Raw genomic sequence first — 13,006 nt, forward strand, 5'->3', positions numbered from 1 at the left:
TGTCCTTCGGGTCGGGGTCCTGCTGATCGGGTCCTGCGGAATTACTTGTTGGCGCCGAGCTCGATCGGCACGCCCACGAGGGAGCCGTACTCGGTCCACGAACCGTCGTAGTTCTTGACGTTCTCCTGGCCGAGCAGCTCGTGCAGGACGAACCAGGTGAGCGCGGAGCGCTCACCGATGCGGCAGTACGCGATGGTGTCCTTGGCCAGGTCGACCTGCTCGTCCTCGTAGAGGGCCTTGAGCTCGTCGTCCGACTTGAACGTGCCGTCGTCGTTGGCGTTCTTCGACCACGGGATGTTGCGGGCGCTCGGCACGTGGCCGGGACGCTGCGACTGCTCCTGCGGGAGGTGCGCCGGGGCGAGCAGCTTGCCGCTGAACTCGTCGGGCGACCGCACGTCGACGAGGTTCTGGCTGCCGATGGCCTTCACGACGTCGTCGCGGTAGGCGCGGATCGACTCGTCCTGGGCCTTGGCCTTGTACTGGGTGGCCGGGCGCGTCGGGACGGCGTCGGTCAGGTCGCGGGAGTCGAGCTCCCACTTCTTGCGGCCGCCGTCGAGCAGCTTGACGTTCTCGTGGCCGTACAGCTTGAAGTACCAGTACGCGTACGAGGCGAACCAGTTGTTGTTGCCGCCGTAGAGGACGACCAGCGTGTCGTTGCCGATGCCCTTCTCGGACAGGAGCTTCTCGAAGCCGGCCTGGTCGACGAAGTCACGGCGGACCGGGTCCTGGAGGTCCTTGGTCCAGTCGATCCGGATCGCGTTCTTGATGTGGTTCTTCTCGTACGCCGAGGTGTCCTCGTCGACCTCGACGATGGCGACCTGCGGGTCGTCGATGTGGGCCTCGACCCAGTCGGCGTCGACCAGAACGTCTGCGCGGCTCATGTGTTTCTCCTCCGGGGCAGTCTGCGGCGGGGTGATGCGGTGTGCGGAGTGCGAGGTGTACGCGCAGGGGCTGGGAGCGGAACGCGTACGGAAGGCACGGGTTCGGCCCTGACGTGGTCGAAGGGCCGGGGAAAACGGGAGAGGGTCCCGCTCAGAAGGTGCGACAGAGCATGGCGGCGACGCGGCACAGGTCTACTGCCCGCCGCTTCGTGAGGTCCGCCTGTCGCTTCATGCGTCCGATCGTAGGGAGGTACGGCCGGAGATGTCACCGTCGTGTCGGATGATGAGACACGATCGTCCGGAATGCGAGACAGGGGCGGGTCCGGCGCCTTCGCCGGCCGGGGCGCGGGCGACCGCCGGCCGGCGGCCATCTGCGGAACGGACGAGCTCGTCTCATTATCTGGATCGGCCGTCCGGGCCGCCTTCGCGGACCCCTACCCCGGCCGCACGGGGTTACCCCTGGCGCCTGGGCCGTGCCGTGCCGTGCCGTCAGCCGGCGAGCCGGATGTCGGCGCCGGTCATGGATATCTCCAGGCCGCCCGGCGCCACCTCGATCTTCTCCATCTTCAGGCCGTCGGGCAGGCCCGCGATCTCGCGGTCGAAGTCCGTCTTCTTCCTGACCAGGCCCTCCAGCCCGGGGATGCCCTCACCCGGGACCTCGTCGGCGTGCACCTTGACGGTGTCCCCGTCGACCAGGGTGACCGTGGAGAGCACGCTGCGCGTGACCGTCTCGCCCAGCAGCGGGATCTCGACCGAGCCGGTGACCTTGACCTTGCCGTCGCCCCCGTAGGCGACCGAGACACCGTCGTCCGCCGCCGCGGTGAGCGCTTCGTACGACAGGAAGGCCGTCCCGGTGGCCCGGGCGGCCGTCGCGCTGGTGTACCCGTCGCCCACCTTCACCTGGTGCAGCTGGGCCTGGATCTTCCGGATCCGGATCTCCCGCCCGGCCGCTCCGGCCTGGACGTCGTCGACCGTGACGTCGACGCGGTCGAACTCCGCCCTGGCCGCCTGGGTCAGAAAGGGGAAGCCCTTGATCGAGACCCGGGTCGGTCCGGACTCCACGCCGCCGAAGGCGATCCGGCCCTCGGCCTCCGACTCCGCGAAATGCACGGCGGTGCGGTCCACGGCGACGAAGACACCGCCCAGCACCACGGCGATGATCAGCAGTATTCGCAGTGCTCGCATGCCTGTTGTTCCCCCACTCGGCCTGACCCCTGTGGGCGTGAGCCTACTGCCGCCGTGCGGCGCGCCCGGAGTGATCGACGAGCGGGCGGCCCGGCCGGTTCCCCGGACGCGGTGAGTGTGAGTGAGGGAACGTCGGGGACGCCCGGCATCAGGCGATCGCACGGCCGATCAGATAGACGGCGGGAGCAGCGGCCGTGAGCGGCAGCGCCACCCCTGCCGTCATGTGCACGAAACGGGACGGGTAGTCGTAGCTCGCGACCCGCAGGCCGATCAGCGCGCAGCCGCCGGCCGCGAACCCGAGGAACGCGGCCTGCGCGCCGAAGTCCGTGAACGCTCCGCCGGCCAGACCGGCACCCGCCGCGGCGAGCAGCGACCCGACGACCGAGACCGGTCCGGGCAGCGGCAGGGCCCTGACGAGGACCGCCGCGGCGACCGCGATGCCGCCGACGGTCACCGCGTCCGGGACGGCCCCCAGGTGCCCGGCGGCCAGCACCGCGAGCGCGGCCGACGCGACCGTGGCCGTCAGGCCGTACATCCGCTCGTCCGCCCCGGCCCGGCTGCGCAGCTGGAGGACAAGGGTGAGCAGCACCCAGACACCGAGCGTGCCGAGGATGGCCGCCGGGGCGTTGTCACGGCCCGCGGCGAGCAGCACGATGTCGGCCGCCACACCGCCGGCGAACGCGAGCGCGATGCCCTGCCTGGCCGGCCACATGCCGTTGAGCCGGAACCATCCCGCCGCGGTCACGGCCTGGAGCAGGACCAGGGGCACGAGCAGGGCGTACGGACCGATCGCGGCGCCGAGAGCGAGGAGCAGGCCGAGACCCGCGGTGATCGCGGCGGGCTGGATGCCCGGCGCGATGACCGGCGAACGCCCCTCGGCCCGGGCCCGCTGGGCGTCGGTGATCCGGCTGTTGCCCAGGGTGGTCGGCGCGCTGTAGCCGGCGTCGGCGGGCGCGGCCGCCGGAGCCTCCGGGGCGGCCGGGGCCGCCGGGGCCGCCGGGGCCGCCGGGGCCTCGGGGGGCAGCGGGTAGGCGACCGGTGCGTCCTGCACGGACGCGGGGGCGGGGGCGGGCGCTGTCCGGTGCTGCGGCTGGATCGTCGGCTGGTACTGGGTGTCCCAGGTCTGCCCCTGCCACGTCTGCGTCGCGCCCTGGTCGGCGGGGGCCTGGGGCGCGCCCTGCTCGGGGTACGCGGAGGGCTGCTGCGCGTACGGCTGCTGCGAGCCGTACCCGGGCGTCACGGGCTCCTGGCCGTACACCGGCTGCTGGCCCTCCTGGCCGTACACCGGCTGCTGGCCCTGCTGCCCGTACACCGGCTGCTGGCCCTGCTGCCCGTACACCGGCTGCTGGCCCTCCTGCCCGTACACCGGCTGCTCGTCCTGCTGCCCGTACACCGGGTCGTAGGGCTGATGTACCGGGTACGGGTGCCCCTGGTGCTGCTGCTGTCCCTGGTGCTGCCGCCCGTGTCCCGGGTCGTACGGATACTGCTGATCGCTGTTGCTCATGGTCTGCGGTTCACCCTCCTGCGAACGGCGGGAGCACCTCGACCGTGCCGCCCTCGGCAAGCCGTACGGTCTCATGACCGCGGGTCCCCACAGGATTCCCGTCGATCAGGAACGAGCATCGGAGCAGCACGCGCGTCAGCTCACCGGGGTGCCGCTCGCGCACCCCGTCGAGCGCCTCGGCGAGCGTGTCCGCCGTGTACGGCTCCTCCGCGGTTCCTGCGGCGGCCTTGGCCGCGGCCCAGTAGCGGATCGTTCCCGCAGCCATGGCGGCACCCCTTTCCTCGTACGTCAGCTGTCCATCATGGATCACGCCGAGTCCGTCCAGTCGGCGATACGGGTCAGCAGTTTCTCGTCCGCGGCGTTCTCGGCGTGGCCCATACCGTGCTCCAGCCAGAGCTCCGCCCGGTCGCCCGCTGCTCCGGCCAGCATCCGGGGGTGGTCCACGGGGAAGTACGGATCACGGTCGCCGTGCACGATCAGCAGCGGCGCGGTGATCAGCGGGACGGCCTCCACCGGCGAGAGCGGCACGGGGTTCCAGTCCTCGCGGTGGATCCGGGTGCGGAAGCCGTAGCGGCCGACGAGCCGGCCCGTGGGACGGGTGACGACCCAGTGCAGGCGGCGCATCGGGGCCGTGCCCCGGTAGTACCAGCGAGCGGGCGCGCTCACCGAGACGACCACATCCGTGTGCGCGCCTGCATGCGTCTCTGCGCGCTCCCCGTGCGCCTTGTGCGCCCCAGTGCGCCGCTCCACCCGTTCGGCCCCCGGCGTTTCCGCTTCCCCGGCCACGGATTCAGCCACTTCCGGCGCCGTATACAGAGCGGCGTGACGGAGCACCACGGAACCGCCCATCGAGAAGCCGACCGTAACGACGCGACGGTGTCCCAGCGACCGCGCCCAGGCGACCGCGGCCGCCAGGTCCAGCACCTCGCGGTCACCCACCGTGGACCGCCCGCCGGACTTTCCGTGGCCACGGAAGGAGAAGGTGATCACGGCCGCACGCTGGGCGAACACCCCCGCGGCGCGCAGTACGGCCGGCCGGTCGACGGAGCCGGTGAAACCGTGCGCGAGGACGATGGCGGTCCCTGCGGGCCCCTCGCCGCCGACGGCCCCGGAACCCGCCGTACACGGGGTGTACACCGCCTCGATACGGACCCCGTCACCGGTCAGCAACGTGGTGCGCCGGGGGTGCCGCGTGATCGAGGGAACAGAAGAACTCGGGAAACGACCCTCGGACACAGAACTCATGTGGGCTATTCTGCTGCGAAGAGGATCCGGGCAATGCAGCCCCCGGGTCCTTTTGTGCTTTCCGAGCGTTGTTACGGCAGCGTTTCCACAAGCTCAGCGTTCCCCGGGCGCGGGACCGCACAGTTAAAACCGTATGACGGCCGTCGAGAGAAATGGTCGTACGGGAGTACGAAGCAGTGCCGCATACTCCCCCGGGTCCGACCCGGGAGTGCCCCTCTCGCAGGGAACGAGGAGGACCGACGTAATGGGCGAGCTGAACGTGCACGATCGACCGACGACCCAGGCAGGTGGGCGGCGATGAGTTCACTGCTGCTTCTGACGAATGCCCTTCAACCGTCGACGGAGGTGCTCCCCGCCCTCGGCCTTCTGCTGCACAGCGTGCGGGTCGCCCCCGCCGAGGGACCAGCTCTCGTCGACACCCCGGGTGCCGACGTCATACTCATCGACGGCCGGCGCGACCTCCCTCAGGTCCGCTCACTCTGTCAGCTGCTGCGGTCCACCGGACCCGGCTGTCCGCTGATCCTCGTCGTGACGGAGGGCGGTCTCGCGGCCGTCACCGCCGACTGGGGCATCGACGACGTCCTGCTGGACACCGCGGGGCCCGCCGAGGTCGAGGCCCGGCTGCGGCTGGCCACCGGACGCCAGCAGATCACCGCCGACGACTCCCCCATGGAGATCCGCAACGGCGATCTGTCGGTCGACGAGGCGACGTACAGCGCCAAGCTCAAGGGCCGGGTCCTCGACCTGACCTTCAAGGAATTCGAGCTGCTCAAGTACCTCGCGCAGCACCCGGGCCGGGTCTTCACCCGCGCCCAGCTGCTCCAGGAGGTCTGGGGCTACGACTACTTCGGCGGTACCCGCACGGTCGATGTCCATGTGCGGCGGCTGCGGGCCAAGCTCGGCCCCGAGCACGAGTCGCTGATCGGCACCGTCCGCAACGTCGGCTACCGCTTCGTCACCCCTGAGAAGGGTGACAGGGGAGCCGACAAGGGAGACCGGGGAGCCGAGGACGCCAAGGCCAAGGCGGCGTCGGCACCCGTGGACGAGGTGGTCACCCGTTCGGAGCAGTCCGTGGAGGGCGAGATCGCGGAAGAAGCCCCGGTCCGGCCTGCCAAGCGGTAGGTCGATCCGCGTAGACTGCCGCGCGTGGCCAAGGTGACGCGGGACGATGTGGCGAGACTGGCGGGGACCTCGACAGCGGTCGTCAGCTACGTCATCAACAACGGACCCAGGCCGGTCGCCCCGGCCACGCGCGAGCGGGTGCTCGCCGCGATCAAGGAGCTGGGGTACCGGCCCGACCGGGTCGCCCAGGCCATGGCCTCGCGGCGCACCGACCTCATAGGGATGATCGTGCCGGACGCCCGGCAGCCCTTCTTCGCCGAGATGGCACACGCCGTCGAACAGGCGGCGGCGGAGCGCGGGAAGATGGTGCTCGTCGGTAATTCGGACTACCGCGACGAGCGCGAGGTCCACTATCTGCGGGCCTTCCTCGGGATGCGGGTCTCCGGGCTGATCCTGGTCAGCCAGGGCCCCAGCGAGCGGGCCGCGGCCGAGATAGAGGCCTGGGACGCCCGCGTGGTCCTGCTGCACGAACGCCCCGAGGCGATCGACGACGTCGCGGTCGTCACCGACGACGTCGGCGGCGCCCAGCTCGCCACCCGCCACCTCCTGGAGCACGGCAACGCCTACGTGGCGTGCCTCGGCGGCATGGAGTCGACCCCGGTGGTCGGTGACCCGGTCGCCGACCACATCGAGGGCTGGCGCCGGGCGATGCAGGAGGCCGGACGGCCGACCGAGGGCCGGCTCTTCCACGCCCCGTACAACCGTTACGACGCCTACCAGGTGGCGCTGAGGCTGCTCTCCGGACCCGACAGGCCCCCGGCGATCTTCTGCTCCACGGACGACCAGGCCATCGGGGTGCTGCGGGCCGCACGCGAGCTGCGGATCGACGTGCCGGGTGAGCTGGCGGTCGCGGGCTTCGACGACGTGAAGGAAGCCGGACTGACCGATCCGCCGCTCACGACGGTCTTCTCGGACCGTCCGGCGATGGCCCGGGCGGCCGTCGACCTGGTCCTCGACGACTCCCTGCGGGTCTCGGGGTCACGGCGCGAGCGGCTGAAGCAGTTCCCGTCGGCCCTGGTGGTGCGCCGGTCGTGCGGCTGCGGCGAACCGACGGTCGCCAGGCCGTAGCGGGGCGCTTCCTTATATCGGGCATACGAGGTTCTGCCGGGCTTCTCAGGACGTACTCAGGCTGCTCTCATGTTCGCTGGTCACTCTCGTAGACATGACCGACAGCCACCGCCCGAGCGGCGAGTACCCGATGTCCCCCTCGCACGACAACGGTTCGTACGGCAGCGGTGCGTACGGCGACGGTGCGTACCGCGACGGTACGTACGCCGGCGCCCCGCACGGTGGTGCTGAGGCGGCCTGCCCGCCGCCGCCGGCCTACGGGCCCGGGCGGCAGACCGCCGAGGTCCCCGTCGGTTACGCCTGGCCCGCCCCGGCGCCCGAGCCCGTCCCGGCCGAGGCCCCCGCCTCCGAGCGCCGCGTCAAGCGGCCGCTCGCCCTGCTGGCGGCCGTCGCGATCGCCGCCGCGGCCATCGGCGGCGGCACCGCCACCCTGATCGGCGAGCTCGCGGGCGGCGGCTCCGGCGGCTCGGCGTCCGGCGGCGTCGTCAGCGGCACCACCGTCTCGCAGAGCACCGCCGGCACCGTCTCCGGCGTGGCGGCTGCCGTGTCCCCGGCCATCGTCGAGATCGGCGCGACGTCCTCGTCGGGCGAGGCCACCGGTTCCGGCGTCGTCATCACGGCGGACGGCGAGATCGTCACCAACAACCACGTCGTCTCGGGCGCCTCCGAGATCAAGGTGACCCTCAGCACCGGCAAGTCGTACACCGCCGATGTCGTGGGCACGGACCCCGACAAGGACCTGGCCCTCATCAAGCTCCAGGGCGCGAGCGGACTGAAGACGGCCACGCTCGGCGACTCCTCCTCGGTGAAGGTCGGCGACGAGGTCGTGGCGATCGGCTCGCCCGAGGGCCTCACGGGCACGGTCACCAGCGGCATCGTCTCGGCCCTCGACCGGGACGTCACGGTCGCCAAGGACGACGACGAGCAGGGCCAGCAGCAGCAACAACAGGGCGGCCAGAACTGGCCGTTCGAGTTCGGCGGCCAGCAGTTCAACGGCGACACCGGCTCGTCCCGGACGACGTACAAGGCCATACAGACCGACGCCTCGCTCAACCCCGGCAACTCCGGTGGCGCCCTGATCAACATGAAGGGCGAGATCATCGGCATCAACTCAGCGATGTACGCCCCCAGTTCGTCCAGCACCTCGGGCAGCTCGGCAGCGGGCAGCGTGGGCCTCGGCTTCGCCATCCCGGTCAACACGGTCAAGGCCGACCTGGACGCCCTGCGCGCCGGCGACGGCTCCTGACGCTCCTGACGCTCCTGACGAGGAGGTCCCCGTGAATCCCGGCACCCCCGTGGACGCCGGCCCCTCCGGTCTGGCCCTCCCGCTCGCCCTGGCGACCGCACCGGCCACCTCGGCGCACACCCCGCCCGCACCCCGCCCGGCCGGGATCCGCAGCGGCACCGGCCGTGGGCGACGCGCCGCACGCCGTCGCGCGGCGGCCGTGCGAGGCTGAGAACCGAGCACGCGGCACCCGGCCCGAAGGAAGAGGACGAAGAAGCGATGAGCCCCGCCGAAGACGATCCCCAGCGCGTCCTGATCGTCGACGACGAGCCCGCCGTGCGCGAGGCCCTGCAACGCAGCCTCGCCTTCGAGGGGTACGGCACCGAGGTGGCCGTGGACGGCTACGACGCCCTCGCCAAGGCCGAGTCGTACGCCCCCGACCTGATCGTCCTGGACATCCAGATGCCCCGCATGGACGGCCTGACCGCCGCCCGGCGCATCCGGTCCACCGGATCGACCACGCCCATCCTGATGCTCACCGCCCGCGACACCGTCGGCGACCGTGTCACCGGGCTCGACGCGGGCGCCGACGACTACCTCGTCAAGCCCTTCGAGCTGGACGAGCTCTTCGCCCGCATCCGCGCCCTGCTGCGCCGCAGCTCCTACGCGGTCGCGGCGGGCGGGCCCCTCCCCGATGACGACGTGCTGTCCTTCGCGGACCTCCGCATGGACCTGAACACCCGTGAGGTCACCAGGGGCACGCGCCGGGTCGAACTCACCCGGACCGAGTTCACCCTTCTGGAAATGTTCCTGGCCCACCCCCGGCAGGTGCTGACCCGCGAGCAGATCCTCAAGGCGGTCTGGGGCTTCGACTTCGAGCCCAGCTCCAACTCCCTGGACGTGTACGTGATGTACCTCCGCCGCAAGACGGAGGCGGGCGGCGAACCGCGCCTCGTCCACACGGTCCGGGGCGTCGGGTACGCCCTGCGCTCCGGCGGCGGTGACGGGTGACCGGCCTGCCCCGCCGGCTCCGCGCCCTGCCGCTGCGCTCACGGCTCGCCCTGCTGGTCGCCACGGCGGTCGCGGTGGCGGTCGCGGCGGTGGCGGCGGCGTGCTGGTTCGTGACGCGGGAACAGCTGGAGCACCAGCTGGACAGCTCCCTGCGTAACTCACCGGCGGTGGACAAGTCGCTCGTCACAGAGCTACTGGCCAGCTGCCAAGGTGCGGGCCGTGGCCCCCTGCGCCCGCCGGGCTCGTACACCCTGCAGATCATCGACGCATCGGGCACGGTCTGCGAGAGCCCCGGCTCCACCCGTATCTCCCCGACGGACGAGGATCTCGCCGTGGCCTCGGGCAAGCGGCGGGACGCACTGCACTCGGGCACGGACGCCGGAGGCCAGGAGATGCGTATCTACACCTACGGCCTGGAGCTGCGCCCCTCCGGCGAGCTCTACGCCGTGTCGGTGGCACGCCCCGAGAAGGAGGTCACCGCCCCGCTCTCCACCCTCGCCTGGGTGCTGTTCCTCGTCGCCGGCGTCGGCGTCGTCGGGGCCGGCGCGGCGGGTCTGTGGATCGCCCGTACCGGTCTGCGCCCCGTCGACGACCTCGCCCACGCGGTGGAGCACGTCGCCGAGACCGAGGACCTGACCGTCCGGATCCCCGCCGAGGGCGAGGACGAGATCGCGCGCCTCTCCCGCTCCTTCAACGCCATGACCAGCTCCCTGGCCACCTCCCGCGACCGCCAGGCCCAGCTCATCGCGGACGCCGGGCACGAACTGCGCACCCCGCTCACCTCGCTCCGTACGAACATCGAGCTGCTCGCCCGCAGCGACGAGACGGGCCGCGCCATCCCGCCCGACGACCGCAAGGCGCTGATGACCTCGGTCAAGGCCCAGATGACGGAACTGGCCGCCCTCATCGGCGATCTCCAGGAGCTCTCCCGCCCCGACGCCGCCCAGCCGGGCCCCCTCCAGGTGGTCGCGCTGCACGAGATCACCCGTAACGCCCTGCGGCGTGCCCGGCTGCGCGGCCCTGAGCTCACCATCACCGCCGAGCTCGCCCCCTGGTACGTACGCGCCGAGCCCGCCGCCCTGGAGCGGGCGGTCGTCAACGTCCTGGACAACGCCGTGAAGTTCAGCCCGGCCCGCGGCACGGTCGACGTCGTCCTCCACCGCGGTGAGCTGACCGTCCGGGACCACGGACCCGGCATCCCGGCCGAGGACCTCCCGCACGTCTTCGACCGCTTCTGGCGCTCCCCCTCGGCCCGCCAGCTCCCAGGCTCCGGCCTGGGCCTGTCCATCGTGGCGCGGACGGTCCAGCACGCGGGAGGCCAGATCGCCCTGAGCCCCGCGGAGGGCGGCGGAACGGTCGCGTCGATCCGCCTCCCGGGGGCGCCGCAGCCACCACCGGGGGCGTGACGGCCGGCTAAGGGGCCTTCCCCGTGGGGTCGTGGGTGATCAGATCGCCCGGCTGGCACCCGAGGACGTCGCAGATCCTCGACAGGGTCGAGAAGCGGATGGCCTTGGCGCGCCCGTTCTTGAGCACGGACAGGTTGACGACGGTGATGCCCACCCGCGCGGACAGTTCGGTGAGCGTCATGTCCCGCTCGGCCAGGATCCGGTCGAGGTGGATCCGGATCCCGTGGAGTTCCTCTTCGGCCATCAGATGGTCCCTTCGAGGTCCTCTCGCATGCGCACGCCTTCGCGCATGAACGATCCTACGATCACCGCGGCCAGGCCGGCCAGAATGAGCACCATCGGCCCGTCGGTCTCCACCCCGAAGCCCACGTTCGGCGACATGCTGTCGACGAGCCAGGACTGCGAGGTGCCGACCACGAGACCGGCCAGCGGTGTGCCCAGGGCGACGACCCAGCCCAGCACGGAGAGCCGCTTCGCCACCGCGTGGGTGAACGGCCCCTGTCGCAGGACCGCCTCCAGCAGACGGTTGAAGAGCAGCAGCGCGAGGGAGCTGAACAGCAGCCAGGGCAGTTGGCCCCCGAGGTCGGCGGCGCGCTGACCCACGGAGGGACTGTCCTGACAGAGGCGCGTCATGCTGCTGGACTCCTGCACACCGTCGCCGGTCGACACCTTGTCCGCCAGCGAGGCGTTGCGCCAGAAGCCCGTCTCCACGCAGACCGCGCCGTCGTCGAGCATGTGCGTGACCGCGGTGCCGATGAAGGCGAGCCCGAAGAGCGCCGCCATCACGAAGGTCACAGTGGCCAGGATCCTGGTGATTCGCGTGTGCATGGAGCCCCGTTCCCATCGATATTCGATATGTCGACGAGGTTAGGGGGCATATCGATAATCGACAAGCCCACGTCCGTCGGCGCGCCCGTCCCGAAGGGCCGGGAGGCCTGGTGCCTCCGGTCCGCACGCAGTACAACTGGGCCCCATGACAGACCAGCAGCCCGCCCGTCACCCGGACCGCGCGCCCGGCACGCACCCGGTGTACGCGCCACCGCGGCCCCCGGTCAGCGACGGCTACCGGCGATGGGCCGGCATCCTCGTCCGCCTCGCCGCCGTCATCGCGTTCCTCATGGCTGCCGCGCTCGTCGCGAGCGTCGTCCTTCTCGTGCGGGCGGACGCGGACACGCGGAACGCCGCCTACGGCTACCTCGCCGTCGCCCTCTGGGCCGGGATCGTCCTCGCAGTCCCGGTGCTGCTCGCCGTCGGCATCCCCGGGGTGGTCATGACACGGCGGGTACGGCAGCAGCGGGCGGGGCCTTCGTAGGCCACGCCGGCGCGCGGCTCAGCCCGTCGGATTGTGCCGGATCAGCGACTCGACCAGCCCGGAGCGGGTCGCCGGGTAGTCCAGGGGCACGATGCCGAGCCCGGTCCAGCCCGCCGCCTCCGGGCCGTCGAGGAACGAGTGCACCTGCGGGTTGAGCCGGTCGGAGTTCCAGCGCGGCGGCATCAGGGCGGCGGTGCTCACGTAGTTCATGAACAGCTTGCCGGGCTGCTGTGCGGCCTTGCGGAACTGTGCCTCGATCTCGGTGTACTTACGGAACGGCTCCGCCATGTAGTCGTCCTGGACGTCGAAGACCGCCGGGTCGGCGTACCGGACACCGGGCAGTCCGCCGTTGTCGGCGAGCAGCACGACCTTGCCGCGCGCCCCGCCCAGGTCCGGGAGCGTGGGGTCGAGACGGAGGAGGGAGCGCCAGCCCTTGCCGTCGAGGTAGAGGTCGAAGATCCGCCGGAACGCGGCATCGCTCTCCTCGGAGTACTCCTGCTTCACCCGCATCAGCACGGTCTCCGACGGCTGCCGGGCCAGGAAGTCCCGGCAGGCGCCCAGCACATCGTCGAAGTTCAGGTTCTGGTAGTAGGCCCCGTGATGGATGGCGTACGCGTCCCCGCTGATCCGGCAGCGTATGTCGAGGAAGCGGATGCCGCTGTCGAGCTGCGCGGCGATCGTGGTGTTCTGGCACTCCGTCCACGGACCGCCGTACCGCGCCCCCGCGTTGTGCGTTCCCGGGATCGTCAGGCGCCGCAGCGCGGTGGCGTCGGGAAGGGCGCTCATCCAGTCCTGGGTGCCGAGGGCCCTGGAGGGAGCCGCGAGGGCGGGACCGGCCCCGACGGCGGCGGTGGCGGAGAGCGCGAGCGCTCCGGTCAGAAAGCTTCTGCGGGTGGTCAGGGGTGTGGACATGCGGGAGCGCCTCCGTCTGCCGTGGGGGGTCAGCTCCCGCAGTATGACGCGCACACATCACGCCCGGAAGACGCCCCGGGGCGTCATCGGGAACCTGTGGACGGTCCGGCCCCCCCCAGGGGGCCGGATCTCCGT

16 protein-coding genes are annotated in these 13,006 nt (G+C 71.5%); 7 read left to right on the forward strand and 9 right to left on the reverse strand.

Annotated elements, in window-relative coordinates; translation table 11 throughout:
• Positions 1 to 41: 41 nt before the first annotated feature.
• The 6 genes from ACZ32T_RS10370 to ACZ32T_RS10395 all read right to left on the reverse strand — a co-directional run bounded on the left by ACZ32T_RS10370 (position 42) and on the right by ACZ32T_RS10395 (position 4,815).
• Positions 42 to 881: a sulfurtransferase gene (locus tag ACZ32T_RS10370; protein WP_099174180.1), complete on the reverse strand. Its 840-nt coding sequence runs from the start codon at positions 879 to 881 to the stop codon at positions 42 to 44.
• A 151-nt stretch (positions 882 to 1,032) separates the two neighbouring features.
• Positions 1,033 to 1,113: a putative leader peptide gene (locus ACZ32T_RS10375; protein ID WP_350310325.1), complete on the reverse strand. Its 81-nt coding sequence runs from the start codon at positions 1,111 to 1,113 to the stop codon at positions 1,033 to 1,035.
• A gap of 257 nt (positions 1,114 to 1,370) precedes the next feature.
• On the reverse strand, positions 1,371 to 2,066 hold the full coding sequence (locus ACZ32T_RS10380) for an LmeA family phospholipid-binding protein (RefSeq protein ID WP_467272774.1): 696 nt from the start codon (positions 2,064 to 2,066) through the stop codon (positions 1,371 to 1,373).
• 148 nt (positions 2,067 to 2,214) lie between these two features.
• A complete protein-coding gene (locus ACZ32T_RS10385) occupies positions 2,215 to 3,570 on the reverse strand; it encodes a hypothetical protein (protein WP_467366226.1) in 1,356 nt (451 codons plus the stop codon).
• 10 nt (positions 3,571 to 3,580) lie between these two features.
• Positions 3,581 to 3,835 carry a MoaD/ThiS family protein gene (locus ACZ32T_RS10390; protein WP_104787757.1) on the reverse strand — a complete coding sequence of 85 codons (255 nt, stop codon included), beginning with the start codon at positions 3,833 to 3,835 and terminating at the stop codon, positions 3,581 to 3,583.
• Positions 3,836 to 3,876: 41 nt separating this feature from the next.
• Complete coding sequence (locus ACZ32T_RS10395; RefSeq protein ID WP_467366228.1) at positions 3,877 to 4,815, reverse strand: alpha/beta hydrolase; 939 nt, start codon at positions 4,813 to 4,815, stop codon at positions 3,877 to 3,879.
• Between the two features lie 297 nt (positions 4,816 to 5,112).
• Here ACZ32T_RS10395 and ACZ32T_RS10400 point away from each other — a divergent pair, with 297 nt between their 5' ends.
• From ACZ32T_RS10400 to ACZ32T_RS10425, 6 genes are all read left to right on the forward strand, one after another.
• Positions 5,113 to 5,937: a winged helix-turn-helix transcriptional regulator gene (locus ACZ32T_RS10400; RefSeq protein WP_467272780.1), complete on the forward strand. Its 825-nt coding sequence runs from the start codon at positions 5,113 to 5,115 to the stop codon at positions 5,935 to 5,937.
• A 24-nt stretch (positions 5,938 to 5,961) separates the two neighbouring features.
• Positions 5,962 to 7,005 (forward strand): LacI family DNA-binding transcriptional regulator, encoded by a 1,044-nt coding sequence (locus ACZ32T_RS10405; protein WP_467272781.1) that lies wholly within the window; start codon positions 5,962 to 5,964, stop codon positions 7,003 to 7,005.
• 94 nt (positions 7,006 to 7,099) lie between these two features.
• Positions 7,100 to 8,251, forward strand: coding sequence for a S1C family serine protease (locus ACZ32T_RS10410; RefSeq protein ID WP_467366231.1), 1,152 nt, complete (start codon positions 7,100 to 7,102; stop codon positions 8,249 to 8,251).
• A gap of 31 nt (positions 8,252 to 8,282) precedes the next feature.
• Complete coding sequence (locus tag ACZ32T_RS10415) at positions 8,283 to 8,462, forward strand: hypothetical protein (RefSeq protein WP_467366233.1); 180 nt, start codon at positions 8,283 to 8,285, stop codon at positions 8,460 to 8,462.
• 47 nt (positions 8,463 to 8,509) lie between these two features.
• A complete protein-coding gene (locus ACZ32T_RS10420; protein ID WP_033297079.1) occupies positions 8,510 to 9,241 on the forward strand; it encodes a response regulator transcription factor in 732 nt (243 codons plus the stop codon).
• Positions 9,238 to 10,647, forward strand: a complete 1,410-nt coding sequence (locus ACZ32T_RS10425; protein ID WP_467366234.1) for a sensor histidine kinase — start codon at positions 9,238 to 9,240, stop codon at positions 10,645 to 10,647. Before ACZ32T_RS10420 ends, ACZ32T_RS10425 begins: the two co-directional genes overlap by 4 nt.
• A gap of 7 nt (positions 10,648 to 10,654) precedes the next feature.
• Here the strand turns inward: ACZ32T_RS10425 and ACZ32T_RS10430 are convergent, their stop codons facing one another.
• Together ACZ32T_RS10430 and ACZ32T_RS10435 are read right to left on the reverse strand one after the other, a co-directional pair.
• Positions 10,655 to 10,891, reverse strand: a complete 237-nt coding sequence (locus ACZ32T_RS10430) for a helix-turn-helix domain-containing protein (RefSeq protein WP_365932465.1) — start codon at positions 10,889 to 10,891, stop codon at positions 10,655 to 10,657.
• Entirely contained in the window at positions 10,891 to 11,475 is a 585-nt protein-coding gene (locus tag ACZ32T_RS10435; protein ID WP_467366236.1) for a DUF2975 domain-containing protein, read from the reverse strand. The genes ACZ32T_RS10430 and ACZ32T_RS10435 overlap by 1 nt, the downstream gene beginning before the upstream one ends.
• Before the next feature lie 145 nt (positions 11,476 to 11,620).
• Between ACZ32T_RS10435 and ACZ32T_RS10440 the strand changes: the two genes are divergently transcribed.
• Positions 11,621 to 11,959 (forward strand): hypothetical protein, encoded by a 339-nt coding sequence (locus ACZ32T_RS10440; protein WP_467366238.1) that lies wholly within the window; start codon positions 11,621 to 11,623, stop codon positions 11,957 to 11,959.
• An 18-nt stretch (positions 11,960 to 11,977) separates the two neighbouring features.
• On the opposite strand, the gene ACZ32T_RS10445 is transcribed toward ACZ32T_RS10440, so the two are convergent.
• Positions 11,978 to 12,871: a phosphatidylinositol-specific phospholipase C gene (locus ACZ32T_RS10445; protein WP_467366240.1), complete on the reverse strand. Its 894-nt coding sequence runs from the start codon at positions 12,869 to 12,871 to the stop codon at positions 11,978 to 11,980.
• Between the last annotated feature and the right edge of the window lie 135 nt (positions 12,872 to 13,006).

The organism is Streptomyces sp. NPDC023573 (assembly GCF_055559735.1).